The 13,967-nt window shown below is 62.5% G+C and carries 12 protein-coding genes and 1 riboswitch; of the genes, 9 read left to right on the top strand and 3 right to left on the bottom strand.

Translation table 11 applies throughout. The annotated features are described in order from the left end of the window. Both ACLD1X_RS10590 and ACLD1X_RS10585 read left to right on the top strand, forming a co-directional pair. A complete protein-coding gene (locus tag ACLD1X_RS10590) occupies window positions 1–1,515 on the top strand; it encodes a tripartite tricarboxylate transporter permease (RefSeq protein WP_413427580.1) in 1,515 nt (504 codons plus the stop codon). Beyond that, on the top strand, window positions 1,508–2,548 hold the full coding sequence (locus ACLD1X_RS10585; RefSeq protein ID WP_429367380.1) for an AbrB family transcriptional regulator: 1,041 nt from the start codon (window positions 1,508–1,510) through the stop codon (window positions 2,546–2,548). The genes ACLD1X_RS10590 and ACLD1X_RS10585 overlap by 8 nt, the downstream gene beginning before the upstream one ends. 96 nt (window positions 2,549–2,644) lie before the next feature. Here ACLD1X_RS10585 and ung read toward each other — a convergent pair whose 3' ends face one another. Then, window positions 2,645–3,337: a uracil-DNA glycosylase gene (gene ung, locus ACLD1X_RS10580; RefSeq protein WP_413427582.1), complete on the bottom strand. Its 693-nt coding sequence runs from the start codon at window positions 3,335–3,337 to the stop codon at window positions 2,645–2,647. Between the two features lie 132 nt (window positions 3,338–3,469). On the opposite strand from ung, the gene ACLD1X_RS10575 reads away from it, so the two are divergent. Next, window positions 3,470–4,582 (top strand): enoyl-CoA hydratase/isomerase family protein, encoded by a 1,113-nt coding sequence (locus tag ACLD1X_RS10575; RefSeq protein ID WP_429367377.1) that lies wholly within the window; start codon window positions 3,470–3,472, stop codon window positions 4,580–4,582. Window positions 4,583–4,642: 60 nt separating this feature from the next. Here the strand turns inward: ACLD1X_RS10575 and ACLD1X_RS10570 are convergent, their stop codons facing one another. After that, complete coding sequence (locus tag ACLD1X_RS10570; protein WP_429367375.1) at window positions 4,643–5,071, bottom strand: hypothetical protein; 429 nt, start codon at window positions 5,069–5,071, stop codon at window positions 4,643–4,645. A 167-nt stretch (window positions 5,072–5,238) separates the two neighbouring features. Beyond that, on the bottom strand, window positions 5,239–5,496 hold the full coding sequence (locus ACLD1X_RS10565) for a hypothetical protein (protein ID WP_429367373.1): 258 nt from the start codon (window positions 5,494–5,496) through the stop codon (window positions 5,239–5,241). A gap of 295 nt (window positions 5,497–5,791) precedes the next feature. After that, window positions 5,792–5,892: riboswitch (guanidine-I (ykkC/yxkD leader) on the top strand. Between the two features lie 60 nt (window positions 5,893–5,952). Between ACLD1X_RS10565 and ACLD1X_RS10560 the strand changes: the two genes are divergently transcribed. The 6 genes from ACLD1X_RS10560 to uca all read left to right on the top strand — a co-directional run bounded on the left by ACLD1X_RS10560 (window position 5,953) and on the right by uca (window position 13,964). Then, window positions 5,953–7,020, top strand: coding sequence for a putative urea ABC transporter substrate-binding protein (locus tag ACLD1X_RS10560; RefSeq protein ID WP_429367371.1), 1,068 nt, complete (start codon window positions 5,953–5,955; stop codon window positions 7,018–7,020). Window positions 7,021–7,035: 15 nt separating this feature from the next. Then, on the top strand, window positions 7,036–7,851 hold the full coding sequence (locus tag ACLD1X_RS10555; RefSeq protein WP_429367369.1) for an ABC transporter permease: 816 nt from the start codon (window positions 7,036–7,038) through the stop codon (window positions 7,849–7,851). Beyond that, entirely contained in the window at window positions 7,848–8,636 is a 789-nt protein-coding gene (locus ACLD1X_RS10550; protein ID WP_429367367.1) for an ABC transporter ATP-binding protein, read from the top strand. The genes ACLD1X_RS10555 and ACLD1X_RS10550 overlap by 4 nt, the downstream gene beginning before the upstream one ends. A 13-nt stretch (window positions 8,637–8,649) precedes the next feature. Continuing rightward, on the top strand, window positions 8,650–9,375 hold the full coding sequence (locus ACLD1X_RS10545) for an urea amidolyase associated protein UAAP1 (RefSeq protein WP_429367365.1): 726 nt from the start codon (window positions 8,650–8,652) through the stop codon (window positions 9,373–9,375). A gap of 11 nt (window positions 9,376–9,386) precedes the next feature. Continuing rightward, a complete protein-coding gene (locus ACLD1X_RS10540) occupies window positions 9,387–10,028 on the top strand; it encodes an urea amidolyase associated protein UAAP2 (RefSeq protein WP_429367363.1) in 642 nt (213 codons plus the stop codon). 291 nt (window positions 10,029–10,319) lie between these two features. Next, on the top strand, window positions 10,320–13,964 hold the full coding sequence (gene uca, locus ACLD1X_RS10535; RefSeq protein WP_429367361.1) for an urea carboxylase: 3,645 nt from the start codon (window positions 10,320–10,322) through the stop codon (window positions 13,962–13,964). Window positions 13,965–13,967 lie beyond the last annotated feature (3 nt).

Here is a 13,967-nt window from a genome sequence, read left to right as displayed (position 1 = left end):
ATGGATACGCTTGGTTACTTGAGTCACGGCTTCGGCGTCGCACTGACCCCTTACAACCTGGTGACCGCACTCAGCGGTACCCTGATCGGCACGGTCGTCGGCCTGCTGCCGGGGCTGGGGCCGATCAATGGCGTGGCGTTGCTGATCCCGATCGCCTTCGCCCTGGGCCTGCCGCCGGAATCGGCATTGATCCTGTTGGCCGCGGTCTACCTGGGCTGCGAATACGGCGGCCGGATCAGTTCGATCCTGCTGAACATCCCAGGCGAAGCCTCCACCGTCATGACCACCCTCGACGGCTACCCGATGGCCCGTCAAGGTTTGGCAGGTGTCGCGCTGTCGCTGTCGGCCTGGAGTTCGTTCATCGGCGCTTTCATTGCGACCTGCGGCATGGTGGTGTTCGCGCCAATGCTGGCGAAATGGGCGATTGCCTTCGGCCCGGCGGAATACTTCGTGCTGATGGTGTTCGCGATTGTCTGCCTCGGCGGCATGGCCGGGGATCGACCGTTGAAGACGTTTATCGCGGCGTTGATCGGGCTGTTCCTGTCCACCGTCGGCATCGATGCCAACAGCGGCGTGTACCGCTTCACCGGCGACAACATCCACCTCACCGACGGCATCCAATTCGTGGTGCTGGTGCTGGGCCTGTTCTCCATCAGCGAAATCCTCTTGCTGCTGGAAAAAACCCACCGTGGCCAGGAAGCCTTCCAGGCGACCGGGCGGATGCTGTTCAACTTCAAGGAAGCCGCCTCGGTGTTCTGGGTGAACATGCGCTGCGGCGTGCTCGGCTTCATCATGGGTGTGCTGCCGGGTGCCGGCGCGACGCTGGCCAGCGCCGTGGCCTACATGACCGAGAAACGCATTGCCGGCCCAAGCGGTAAATTCGGACAAGGCGACAAGCGTGGCCTGGCTGCCCCGGAAACCGCCATCGGCGCTGAAGCCTGCGGCGCGCTGGTGCCGATGCTGACCCTCGGCGTGCCAGGTTCAGGCACCACGGCGGTGATGATCGGTGCACTGTCGCTGTACAACATCACGCCGGGCCCGCTGCTGTTCCAGCAACAACCGGACATCGTCTGGGGCCTGATCGCTTCGTTGTTCATCGCCAACATCATGCTGGTGATCCTCAACATCCCGATGATCCGCATCTTCACCAAGATCCTCGCCGTCCCGAACTGGGCGCTGGTGCCAATGATCGCGATCATCACCGCGATCGGCGTGTACGCAGTGCATGCCACCACGTTCGACCTGTTCCTGATGATCGGCATCGGCATCTTCGGCTACATCCTGCGCAAGCTGGATTTCCCGTTGTCGCCGGTACTGCTGGGTTTCATCCTTGGCGGCTTGATGGAACAGAACCTGCGTCGGGCGCTGTCGATCTCCAACGGTTCGCTGGACATCCTCTGGTCGAGCGGCATCACCGTCGGTGTCTGGGGGTTGATCGTGGTCATGTTGCTGGTGCCGATCGTGCGCATCTGGCGTAAACGTTCGGTTGCACGGCGCGTTATTGCCGATGTCTGATCGAACACTTCTCAAAGCCTGGTGGGGAACCCCGCTGGTCGGCCTGCTGGGCGGTTACCTCGCCAGCCAGGTCGGCTGGCCTTTGCCGTGGATGGTCGGCTCGTTGCTGGCGATCATCCTCGTGCGCTGCCTGACACCCTGGCAATTGGCCGAAATCCCTGGCGGCCGCAAGTGCGGCCAGTGGATCGTCGGTATCGGCATTGGCCTGCACTTCACCCCGCTGGTGATGGAGCAGGTGCTGAGTCATTTCGGCCTGATCTTCTTCGGTGCGTTGGTCACCAGCCTGTCGGCGGTCGTCGGCGTATGGTTGATGCGCCGCACCGGTGAAGATCGCGCCACGGCGTTCTTTTCCAGCATGCCCGGCGGCTCCGGGGAGATGGTCAACCTCGGCGCCCGCAATGGTGCTGTGCTCAGCCGTGTGGCGGCGGGGCAGAGTTTGCGGGTGCTGGTGGTGGTGCTCTGCGTGCCGGCGGCTTTCAAGTATCTGTTGGGCGACGGTGCCCCGGTGCTACATGCCACCGCTGTGGACTGGCGCTGGCTGGCCCTGCTGTTCCCGGCGGGCGCATTGGCGGCCTGGATCTGGGAACGCCTGCGTCAACCCAACCCCTGGCTGTTCGGGCCGTTGCTGGTCAGTGCGGCCGTCAGCATCGGCTGGGACCTGCACATAGGTTTGCCCAACGGCGGCAGCCAGATCGGCCAATGGTTGATCGGCAGCGGTCTGGGCTGCCACTTCAACCGACAGTTTTTTCGCCGTGCGCCATCGTTCATGGGCCGCACCCTGATCGGCACGGTGTTGACCATGTTGATTGCAACGGCGGCGGCGCTGGGCTTGAGCGCCCTGACCCACCTGGATCTGCGCTCGCTGACCCTGGGCATGATGCCAGGCGGCATTGCCGAGATGAGCCTGACCGCGGAAACCCTGCAACTGTCGGTACCGCTGGTGACGGCGATGCAGGTGATGCGGTTGCTGTTTGTGCTGTTTCTGGCGGAGCCGTTGTTCAAGTATTGGAACCGGGGTCCGGATTCAGTCTGATAGATCGAGTTGTCCGATTCGCGAGCAAGCCCGCTCCCACATGGGTTTTGTGAACACCGAAAATCCAGTGTGGGAGCGGGCTTGCTCGCGAAGCTTTTAGATTGGCGGCAACCGCCACTCGATCGGCGTCTCGCCATTCTGTTCGAGAAACTTGTTGGTCCGGCTGAAGTGCCCGCAACCGAGGAAGCCGCGATAGGCGGACAGCGGTGACGGGTGCACCGAAGTCAGCACCAGGTGCTTGGTCGCATCGATCAGTTTCTGCTTGCTCTGGGCATGGGCGCCCCACAGCATGAACACCAGGTGCGGCTGCTGCTGGCTGACCACTTCAATGATGCGATCGGTGAAAAACTGCCAGCCCTTGTCCTTGTGCGCATTGGCGTTGGCGCGCTCGACGGTCATGGTGGTGTTGAGCATCAGCACGCCCTGATCAGCCCAGCTCTGCAGGTAACCGTGGTTGGGGATGTCGATGTTCAGGTCGCGCTTGAGCTCTTTGTAGATGTTCACCAGCGACGGTGGCGCCGGCACACCCGGTTGCACCGAGAAACACAAACCGTGGGCCTGACCCGGGCCGTGGTAGGGATCCTGACCGAGGATCACCACTTTGACCTTGTTCAGCGGCGTGGAATTGAGCGCGTTGAAGATCATCGGCCCCGGCGGATAGATCTCCTTGCCGGCCGCCCGCTCCTGTTGCAGGAAGTTTCGCAACTCTGCCATGTAGGGCTGGTCGAATTCGGCACGCAGTGCCTCCTTCCAGCCCGGTTCGAGTTTGATACGGTCGTCAGCAGTCATGGTTACATCCGGCAAAAACAATGGGGCGAACCCTAAGAAGGCCCATCGCGCTTGTCAATTGATCTGACGCAGATCCGGCACTTTCCCACACAGCGATCATACTTAACCCTCAATTTCCCGATCGAGGTCACGATGAATCTGCACTTCGAAGAACTCACCGGCACCGACGGCGCCCGCATCGGCATCGCCAGCCTGGATGCCGAAAAAACCCTGAACGCCCTGTCCCTGCCGATGATCAACGCCCTGCGCGACCGCATGGAGGCCTGGGCCAAGGACCCGCAGATCGTCTGCGTGCTCTTGCGCGGCAATGGCGCCAAGGCGTTTTGCGCCGGTGGCGAAGTGCGCAGCCTGGTGGAAGCCAGTCGCGCCCATCCGGGTGAAGTTCCGCCACTGGCCGCGCAGTTTTTTGCGGCGGAATATCGCCTGGACTTCAAACTGCACACCTACCCCAAACCGTTGGTCTGCTGGGGGCACGGCTATGTGCTCGGCGGTGGCATGGGGCTGTTGCAAGGTGCCGGGATCCGCATCGTCACGCCGAGCAGCCGGTTGGCCATGCCGGAGATCAGCATCGGCCTGTACCCGGATGTTGGCGGCAGCTGGTTCCTGTCGCGCCTGCCCGGCAAGCTCGGGTTGTTCCTGGGCCTGACCGGCGCGCACATGAACGGCCGCGATGCCATCGACCTGGACCTGGCCGACCGCTTCCTGCTCGACGATCAGTTGCCGGCACTGCTCGACGGCCTGCTGCAATTGAACTGGCAGGAACAGACGCCCATGCAGCTCAACAGCCTGCTCAAGGCCTTGCAGCAGGAAGCCGTGGCACAGATGCCCGAAGCCCAGTGGCTGCCGCGTCGTCAGCAGATCGACGAGTTGCTGGATGTCAGCGACGTGCGTTGCGCCTGGAAGGCCATCAGCGCCTTGCGCGATCACAGCGACCTGTTGCTGAGTCGTGCAGCCAGGACCCTGAGCGAAGGCTCGCCGCTGACCGCGCACCTGGTGTGGGAGCAGATTGTCCGTGCCCGGCACCTGTCGCTGGCCGAAGTCTTTCAGATGGAATACACCATGAGCCTCAACTGCTGTCGTCATCCAGAGTTCAGCGAAGGCGTACGCGCCCGCTTGATCGACAAGGATCAGAAGCCGCACTGGCACTGGCCGGACATCAACAATGTGCCGGACGCGGTGGTAGAGGCGCACTTCCACAAGGCCTGGGAAGGTCGGCATCCGCTGGCGGATCTATCCGGGTACTGAACAAAACAACTGCAGGAGCGAGCCTGCTCGCTCCTGCAGGTTGTGTATTTGACTGAATGACTAGCGGTGATTGCCCCGCCAGTTGTGATCGCCACGCCAGTCGCGATGGTCGCCCCTGTCGTGACCGCGAGAGTCATTGTCCCAGCCCTTGTGGTTGCGACCGTCCCAGCCATGGTTCTGATGCGTCCGGTAATCGCTCCGGTATGGCTGATAGTAACGCGGAGCTGGCTGGTAATAGTGCGGTTGATACATCCGCGGCTGCGAGTAATAGCGCGGCGTAGGCTGGTAATACCGCGCTGGCGGCACGTAATACCGAGGCGGCGGCGTGTAGTAGCCATTGGAATAGTAGCCACTCCCCCCGGCGTAACGGGCTGGTGCCGGCGAGGTATAGACTTCGGAACTGTAGTAACTGCCTCCTTCATCGTAGTAAGGCTCGCACCCACCAAGGGACAATCCCAACACAGCAAGCAATAGAATTCGGCGATGCATGGCGGCCTCCTGGACCGCGGGTAAGCCACACCAGCGACGCTGGCAGGCGACAGTCAAATGTTCAGTGGCTGTCGATAGATCAGACATCAAATCCGGAATCTGGTGCGTCCTTGAAACAAGTAGAAACATCTGGCCGATGAAAGGTTTTTCATCCATTCACGCCCTGATTAGTGGTGATAGCCGCGATATCCACCTCCGTGATAGCCGCCGCCGTGATAGCCGTGACCACCGTAATAACCATGCCCGCCGTAGTAATAGGAGCGATAACCGCCGTAATAACGTGGGCCGTAGTAACCGTAGTAGTAAGGCGAGTAGTAGCCGGGATAGTAGTAAGGGGCCGCGTAGACATCGGCAGGACCGTCGTAGTAGTAGCAACCAGACAGCCCGATACCGAGCAATGCACCGAACAACAAACGACGTAACATGACGGCCTCCGTAAAGACCCGTGACAGCAGCCAGCACAGTCCGGCTGACATCTGTTTTGACTGGCAAATCCCTGCCAAGTGCAACGTCGCACCCACCTTCTGATCAGCGGTGGATACGTTCCAATGCGGTGCACTTGCGCACCATCACAAGGCAACCTGCCTCTCCAATCAAACCCCTCGTCCCCCCTTGCCCCCACGCTAGAGCGCTCGGGCCGACTTGGCACGCCTCTCGCTTTAACGCACTTGTTCCAAAAAATGTGCAGGCGTCACTGCAGGTTCGCGGCACCACAATTTGCAAATGGCTGACTAGGGTTCCGGCTCGCAATCGCGAGTGACTGGTCCGAGAGTTGGCGACCTCCAGTTGAGGTTACACGGCGGGATAAAAGCCCGGGAGACAAGCCACCGCTAACGGTGCCGCTGCCGTCCTGTCCGTCCTTGATCAACTGGAGAACCACCATGTCCCAGCTTCGTTTACCCGCCCTCTTCGCCGCTGCGTTTGCAGCCCTCGTGAGCGTCTCGTCCCAGGCTGCCCCGAAGGATCACTTCAGCGTGTGCTGGACGATCTATGCCGGCTGGATGCCATGGGAATATGCCGGCAGCCAGGGCATCGTCGACAAGTGGGCGAAAAAGTACGGCATCAAGATCGACGTGGTGCAGCTCAACGATTACGTCGAATCGATCAACCAGTACACCGCCGGCCAGTTCGATGGCTGCACCATGACCAACATGGACGCGCTGACCATTCCGGCCGCTGGCGGCGTCGACAGCACTGCGCTGATCGTCAGCGATTTCTCCAACGGCAACGACGGCATCGTGCTCAAGGGCGACGGCAAGAAAGTCACCGACCTCAAGGGCATGGACGTCAACCTGGTGGAGCTGTCGGTCTCCCACTACCTGCTGGCCCGGGCGCTGGATTCGGTGGACCTCACCGAGAAAGACCTGAAAGTGGTCAACACCTCCGACGCCGATATCTCGGCCGCCTTCAACACCGACCAGGTCAACGCCGTCACCACCTGGAATCCGATGCTCTCGGACATCAAGGCCAAGCCCGGGGTGAGTGAAGTGTTCAACTCAAGCCAGATCCCCGGCGAAATCATGGACATGATGGTCGTCAACAGCGCCACCCTCAAAGACAACCCGGCCCTGGGCAAAGCGCTGACCGGTGCCTGGTTCGAAGTCGTCGAGTTGATGAACCAGAAAAACGCGGCCAGCAAAGCCGCGCTGGAACACATGGCCAAGGCTTCGGGCACTGACCTGGCGGGTTTCCAGGCGCAACTGGACACCACCCGATTGTTCGCCACGCCCGAGGAAGCCCTGGCGTTCAGCACCAGCAAGCAACTGCCGCAGACCATGCGCAAGGTCGCCGAGTTCTCCTTCCAGCACGGCTTGCTGGGTGAAGGCGCCAAGGACACCAGCGCCGTCGGCATGGCCTTCGCCAACGGCGTGACCAGCGGCGACAAAGGCAACCTCAAGCTGCGCTTCGACCCGAGCTACGTGCAGATGGCCGCCGACGCCAAGCTGTAATCAGGAGGATTGGCCATGCGCCTGATCAACCGTCACCCGGACCGCCCGAGTCGCCTGCTGTTGGTGATCCTGCCGTTCGCCCTGGTGCTGTTCGCCTATTTCACGGGCTCGGCCGAGCGACTGACGGACAACCCCAACGACAAACTGCTGCCCAGCGCCGTGCAGATGACCGACGCGGTGAAACGCCTGGCATTCGTGGCCGACAGCCGCACCGGCGAATACCTGCTCTGGCAGGACACCGCGTCCAGCCTGCAACGCCTGGCCATCGGCCTGGGCATCAGTGCCTTGGCCGGGCTGTGCCTGGGCATCGCCGCCGGCACCCTGCCGCTGTTCGGTGCGCCGTTGTCCCCCTTGCTGACAGTGCTGTCGATGGTGCCGCCGCTGGCGATCCTGCCGATCCTGTTCATCGTCTTCGGCCTGGGGGAATTGTCGAAAGTGATGCTGATCGTCATCGGCATCACCCCGGCGCTGGCCCGGGACCTGGAACAGCGCGCCCGGGAAATCCCCGTGGAGCTGCTGATCAAGGCCCAGACTCTCGGCGCGTCTACCTGGACCCTGATGCTGCGGGTGGTGCTGCCGCAATTGTTGCCTCGCTTGTTGATCTCGCTGCGGCTGATGCTCGGCTCGGCGTGGCTGTTCCTGATTGCCGCCGAAGCCATCGCCTCCACCGACGGCCTCGGCTACCGGATTTTCCTGGTGCGCCGCTACCTGGCAATGGACGTGATCCTGCCGTACGTGGTGTGGATCACCCTGCTCGCCTGGCTGATGGATTGGGGGCTCAAACACCTTACCCGCCGCGCGTTCCCTTGGTATGAAGGAGCGGCAAAATGAGCTTCATCACCGTCAAGAACGTCTGGCAGCAATACGCCGATCAGGTGGTGCTCGAAGGCTTGAACCTGAACGTCAACGAGGGTGAGTTCTGCACGTTGGTGGGGGCATCCGGTTGCGGCAAATCGACCTTCCTGCGCCTGCTGCTCGGCCAGGAACGCGCCAGTCGCGGCGAGATCCTGCTCGACGGTCAGCCCTTGGCCGATGAGCCGGATGCCAGCCGTGGCGTGGTGTTCCAGCGCTACTCGGTGTTCCCGCACCTGAGCGTGCTGGACAACGTTGCCCTCGGCCTCGAACTGCCGCGCGCGCCGTTGCTCGGACGCCTGTTCGGCAGTGCCAAAAAAGACGCCCGTGAACAGGCATCGCAGTTGCTGCAAAAAGTCGGCCTCGGTCACTCGCTGGACAAGTACCCGGCGCAGCTCTCCGGGGGCATGCAACAACGGCTGGCCATCGCCCAGGCGCTGATCATGAAGCCGCGGGTGTTGCTGCTCGACGAACCGTTCGGCGCCCTTGATCCGGGCATCCGCAAAGACATGCACGCCCTGCTGCTGGAGCTGTGGCGCGAGACCCGACTGACGGTGTTCATGGTCACCCATGACCTGTCCGAAGGTTTCAGCCTCGGCACCCGCCTGCTGGTGTTCGACAAGGTCCGTCTCGATCCGCATGCACCCGGTCGCTATGGCGCACGCATCACCTACGACATCCCTTTGAACAGCGACCGCCGCACCCACCGTGCCGCCGTCGACGCTCTGCCAATGCAACTGGCGGGCACGCTTCGTATCGCTTAGAGGAATTTTGAAAATGACAGATTCGACCCGACTGTTCCCGCCCTTCGCCGAAGAAATGCTCCCAGGCGGCGGCCATCGTTCCTTCGTGCTCAAGCGCGGTCAATTGCTGCGCCTGACCGACCTGCGTGGCGGCGCCAACGTCAGCCTGACATTGCTCAACGCCAATGAAAAAACCGAACGCCTGAACCTGCCCGACAGCCTCAAATGCCAACACACCGCCAAGCTCACCGCCGGCCATTGCCTGTACTCGGACATGGGCCGCGTACTGGCCGCCATCACCGCCGACACTTGCGGCTGGAGCGACAGCCTGGGCGGCGTGCTCTGCGCTGAAGAAGTGGCGCAAAAGTACGGCGCGGGCCGCTACCAGGAACTGCGCAACGGCTTCTTCCGCAACGGTACCGACAACCTGTTGGTGGAGCTGGGCAAGTGGGGGCTGGGCCTGTCCGACCTGCTGATGACCCTCAACCTGTTCAGCCGCGTGAACGTCGACGATGTCGGGCGTTTTCACTTTGTCGAGGGCAACTCCAGGGCCGGCGACTACATCGAGCTGTACGCGCCGATGGACACGCTGGTGGTGCTCACCTCCCTGCAACACCCGATGGACCCGTCGCCGGAATACGCACCAAAACCGCTGAAGCTCAGCTGGATGAACGCCGACGCCAGCGTCGCCGAACACTGCCGCACCTCGCGCCCGGAAAACGAGCGCGGCTTCATCAACACCGACCGCCTGTTCGCCTGAGGATCGCTGCCATGTCACTCGCAATCGCCACCGCTCCACAGTCGCCTGAAACGGCCGTCTATCGCGCCACCATCCCCGCCGGCGAACCCTGGCTGATGGAGGTCAAGGCCGGCCAGACCCTGCGCATCCTCGATCTTGAGGGCAACCAGGCTGTCGACACCTTGTTCTACAGCGTCGCCAATCCCAAGGAACGCTACGACGTGCAACGTACCCTGCGCCGGCAGAACAGCGTGTACCTGAGCACGGGCAGCGTGCTGTATTCCAACCTCGGCAAGCCGATGCTGACCATCGTCGCCGACACTTGCGGGCGTCACGACACCCTCGGTGGCGCCTGTGCGCAAGAGAGCAACACCGTGCGCTATGCGTTGGAGAAACGCTACATGCACACCTGCCGCGACAACTACCTGCGCGCCTGTGTTCACGATGGTCGCCTGGGCAAGGGCGACATCGGGCCGAACATCAACTTCTTCATGAACGTACCGGTCACCGCCGACGGCGGCCTGACCTTCGAAGACGGCCTCTCGGCACCGGGCAAGTACGTCGACCTGCGGGCCGAGATGGACGTGATCGTGCTGATCTCCAACTGCCCGCAATTGAACAACCCGTGCAACGCCTACAACCCCACCCCTGCGGAGCTGCTGGTATGGAACTGAAATTCCCGGGATTGCGCCGCTGGTTGTTTGCCTTGTGCCAGGCCCGTTCCGGGCAGTGCCTGAAACCTCAGGAACACCACTACCCCCTGTAGGAGCGAGCTCGCTCGCGAAAAACCCGAAGCCACCGCCGGGCATCTGGTTTTACGCGTATTCGTTCACGACCATCGCGAGCAGGCTCGCTCCTACAGGGGACGGCGGTGACTTGAAGAAATCTGATTCTGCCGCCGGGGACGACCCCGGCTCTCATCGAAAAACTGCGGGACGGCCCGCATCCCCTCCAGGGGTTTTGCCATGTTCGAAAAAGTCCTGATTGCCAACCGTGGCGCCATTGCCTGCCGCATCCTGCGGACCTTGCGCGAGCTGCAAGTGCAGGGTGTTGCCGTGTACTCCGAAGCCGATGCCGCCAGCCTGCACATCCTGCAAGCCGACCAAGCCCACAGCCTCGGCGAAGGCGCGGCCGCCGGCACTTACCTGGCGGTCGATAAAATCCTCGCCATCGCCAAAACCAGCGGTGCCACAGCGATCCACCCCGGCTACGGTTTTCTCTCGGAAAACGCCGCGTTCGCCGAAGCCTGCGAGGCCGCCAACATCGCCTTCATCGGCCCGACGCCCGAACAATTACGCGTATTCGGCCTCAAGCACACTGCACGCGCCCTGGCCAAACAACACGGCGTGCCAATGCTCGAAGGCACCGAGTTGCTCGACAGCCTCGATGCCGCGCTGCAGGCCGGTGAACAGATCGGTTACCCGGTAATGCTCAAGAGCACCGCCGGCGGTGGTGGCATCGGCATGCGCGTGTGCCGCAGCGCCGCCGAATTGAGCGAATCCTTCGAGGCGGTTAAACGCCTGGGCCAGAACAATTTCAGCGACGCCGGGGTGTTCATCGAAAAGTACATCCAGCGCGCCCGTCACCTGGAAGTGCAGGTGTTCGGCGACGGTCGCGGAGAAGTGATCGCCCTGGGCGTGCGCGACTGCTCGGTGCAGCGGCGCAACCAGAAAGTCCTCGAGGAAACCCCGGCGCCGAACCTGCCCGACGGCATGGCCGATGAACTGTGCGCGGCGGCGATCAAACTGGCCAAGGCGGTGAATTACCGCAGCGCCGGCACCGTGGAGTTCGTCTTTGACAGTGATGCCCGACGCTTCTACTTTCTGGAAGTGAACACCCGTTTGCAGGTGGAACACGGCGTCACGGAACAGGTATGGGGCGTCGACCTGGTGCGCTGGATGGTGCAATTGGCGGCCGGTGACCTGCCGCCGCTGAGCGATCTGGTACAGGCTCTGAAACCTGTGGGGCATGCGATACAGGCGCGCTTGTATGCCGAGGATCCCGGTCGCGACTTTCAACCCAGCCCGGGCTTGCTCACCGCCGTGGAATTCCCGGTGGCCGATGGCATTCGGCTGCGCATCGACACCTGGGTCGAGGCGGGCTGCGAGATCCCGCCGTACTTCGATCCGATGATCGCCAAGGTCATCAGTTGGGCGCCGACCCGTGAAGAGGCGTCTGCCGATCTGCATCAGGCGCTGGGCGCCAGCCTGCTCTACGGTGTGGAAACCAACCGCGATTACCTGCGGCAGATTCTGCTGGATGCGCCTTTCGCCAGCGGCCAGCCGTGGACCCGTTGCCTGGAAGGCCTGGTCTATCAGGCCAACACCTTCGAGGTGCTCAGCGCCGGCACCCAGACCAGCGTTCAGGACTATCCCGGCCGCCTCGGATACTGGGCGGTCGGCGTGCCGCCTTCGGGGCCGATGGACAGTCGCGCACTGCGTTTGGGCAATCGTTTACTGGGCAATGACGAAGGCGCGGCGGCGCTGGAAATCACCATGAGCGGGCCGTTGCTGCGCTTCAATTGCGAGGCGGTGGTGGCGGTGACCGGTGCGCAGATTCCATTGCTGCTCAATGGTGAAGCCGTACCGATGAACACTGCCCTGACGGTTCCGGCAGGAGCCACCTTGAGCCTCGGCACGATTGCCGGCGCTGGCGCGCGCAGCTATCTGTGCCTGCGTGGCGGCCTGCAAGTACCGGATTATCTGGGCAGTAAAAGCACCTTCACCCTCGGCCAGTTTGGTGGGCACGGTGGCCGTGCGTTGCGAGCCGGTGATGTGCTGCACCTGCCGGCGCTGAATGACCGCAGTGCCGGTCAACAACTGGCTGAAGAGCAGATCACCGAGTTGCCCGCGGTTCGGCAGATTCGTGTGATCTACGGCCCCCACGGCGCCCCGGAATACTTCACGGAAAACTACATCGGCACCTTCTTCACCACGCAGTGGGAAGTGCATTTCAACTCCAGCCGCACGGGCGTGCGCCTGATCGGGCCGAAACCGCAATGGGTGCGTGCCGACGGCGGCGAAGCCGGTTTGCACCCGTCGAACATCCATGACAATCCCTATGCCATCGGAGCGGTGGATTTTACCGGTGACATGCCGGTCATCCTCGGCCCGGACGGCCCGAGCCTCGGCGGGTTCGTGTGCCCGGTGACGGTGATCGAGGCGGATCTCTGGCAACTGGGGCAGCTCAAGGCCGGGGACAAGGTGCAGTTCACCCCTGTCGACCTCAAGACAGCGCGAAGCCTTGCCTTGAAATGGGATCACTGTGGGAGCGGGCTTGCTCGCGAAGAGAGCGTGTCAGTCAACATCGATGTGTCTGAAGTACCGCTTTCGCGAGCAAGCCCGCTCCCACAGGGGATGGTGTCGCCTGTGGTATTGGATTTGGGGCAGGACGACACACAACTGGTCGCGAGACTGTCCGGCGATACGCACCTTCTGCTCGAAATCGGCGCCCCGGAACTCGACCTGGTCCTGCGCTTCCGCGCCCACGCCCTGATGCAGGCCCTGGAAAGCAAACACCTGCACGGCGTGATCGACCTGACGCCGGGCATCCGCTCACTGCAAATCCACTATCAGCCCGAACAACTGTCGCTGTCCGATCTGCTCGGCATAATTGCCGGCGAATGGGACGCCGTGTGCACCGCCAAAGACCTGCAGGTGCCCTCGCGCATCGTCCATCTGCCGCTGTCCTGGGACGATCCGGCGTGCCAGTTGGCCATCGAGAAATACATGACCACGGTGCGCAAGGACGCGCCGTGGTGCCCGAGCAACCTGGAGTTCATCCGCCGCATCAACGACCTGCCGAACCTCGATGAAGTGCAACGCACTGTGTTCGATGCCAGTTATCTGGTGATGGGTTTGGGCGACGTCTACCTCGGCGCACCGGTCGCCACCCCGCTCGACCCGCGCCATCGCCTGGTGACCACCAAGTACAACCCGGCGCGCACCTGGACCGCGGAGAACTCGGTGGGCATCGGTGGCGCCTACATGTGCGTCTACGGCATGGAAGGCCCCGGTGGCTATCAGTTTGTCGGGCGTACGTTGCAGATGTGGAACCGCTACCGCGAAGTCGCCGCGTTCGATGGCAAACCTTGGTTGCTGCGGTTTTTCGACCAGATCCGTTTCTACCCGGTCAGCGCCGATGAACTGCTGCGCATCCGCCGGGATTTCCCCCTCGGGCGCTTCGACCTGAACATCGAGCACAGTCAGTTGAACCTGGCGGATTACCAGGCGTTTCTGGCACTGGAAGCCGAATCCATCGGCGCTTTTCGTGCGCAGCAACAAGGTGCGTTCAACGCCGAACGCGAACGCTGGATTGCCAGCGGCCAGGCGCACTTCGACAGCGAGGAACCGGCTCCGGAAGCGACCGAAGACGGGGCGCTGGCAAGCGATCAACAGAGCGTCGACAGCCACATTGCCGGCAACCTCTGGCAGGTCCGGGTCGAGGCCGGCAGCCGTGTCGAGGCCGGTGACGTGCTGGTGATCCTGGAGTCGATGAAGATGGAAATCCCCCTGCTTGCACCCATGGCCGGCGTGGTGCGCGAGATTCGCGTGCAACCGGGCTCGGCGGTACGCGCCGGACAGCGCGTCGTGGTGCTGGAACTCGACTGAAGC

Source organism: Pseudomonas sp. 18173 (genome assembly GCF_050432945.1).
Lineage (GTDB): Bacteria > Pseudomonadota > Gammaproteobacteria > Pseudomonadales > Pseudomonadaceae > Aquipseudomonas.
This window is presented reverse-complemented; position numbering and strand designations above follow the sequence as displayed.

Coding starts and splice junctions, on each gene's coding strand:
- ACLD1X_RS10540 (WP_429367363.1), top strand. CDS start 9,387: ATGTCACTCGCAATCGCCACCGCTCCACAGTCGCCTGAAACGGCCGTC.
- ACLD1X_RS10550 (WP_429367367.1), top strand. CDS start 7,848: ATGAGCTTCATCACCGTCAAGAACGTCTGGCAGCAATACGCCGATCAG.
- ACLD1X_RS10590 (WP_413427580.1), top strand. CDS start 1: ATGGATACGCTTGGTTACTTGAGTCACGGCTTCGGCGTCGCACTGACC.
- ACLD1X_RS10565 (WP_429367373.1), bottom strand. CDS start 5,496: ATGTTACGTCGTTTGTTGTTCGGTGCATTGCTCGGTATCGGGCTGTCT.
- ACLD1X_RS10545 (WP_429367365.1), top strand. CDS start 8,650: ATGACAGATTCGACCCGACTGTTCCCGCCCTTCGCCGAAGAAATGCTC.
- ACLD1X_RS10555 (WP_429367369.1), top strand. CDS start 7,036: ATGCGCCTGATCAACCGTCACCCGGACCGCCCGAGTCGCCTGCTGTTG.
- ung (WP_413427582.1), bottom strand. CDS start 3,337: ATGACTGCTGACGACCGTATCAAACTCGAACCGGGCTGGAAGGAGGCA.
- ACLD1X_RS10585 (WP_429367380.1), top strand. CDS start 1,508: ATGTCTGATCGAACACTTCTCAAAGCCTGGTGGGGAACCCCGCTGGTC.
- ACLD1X_RS10570 (WP_429367375.1), bottom strand. CDS start 5,071: ATGCATCGCCGAATTCTATTGCTTGCTGTGTTGGGATTGTCCCTTGGT.
- ACLD1X_RS10575 (WP_429367377.1), top strand. CDS start 3,470: ATGAATCTGCACTTCGAAGAACTCACCGGCACCGACGGCGCCCGCATC.
- ACLD1X_RS10560 (WP_429367371.1), top strand. CDS start 5,953: ATGTCCCAGCTTCGTTTACCCGCCCTCTTCGCCGCTGCGTTTGCAGCC.
- uca (WP_429367361.1), top strand. CDS start 10,320: ATGTTCGAAAAAGTCCTGATTGCCAACCGTGGCGCCATTGCCTGCCGC.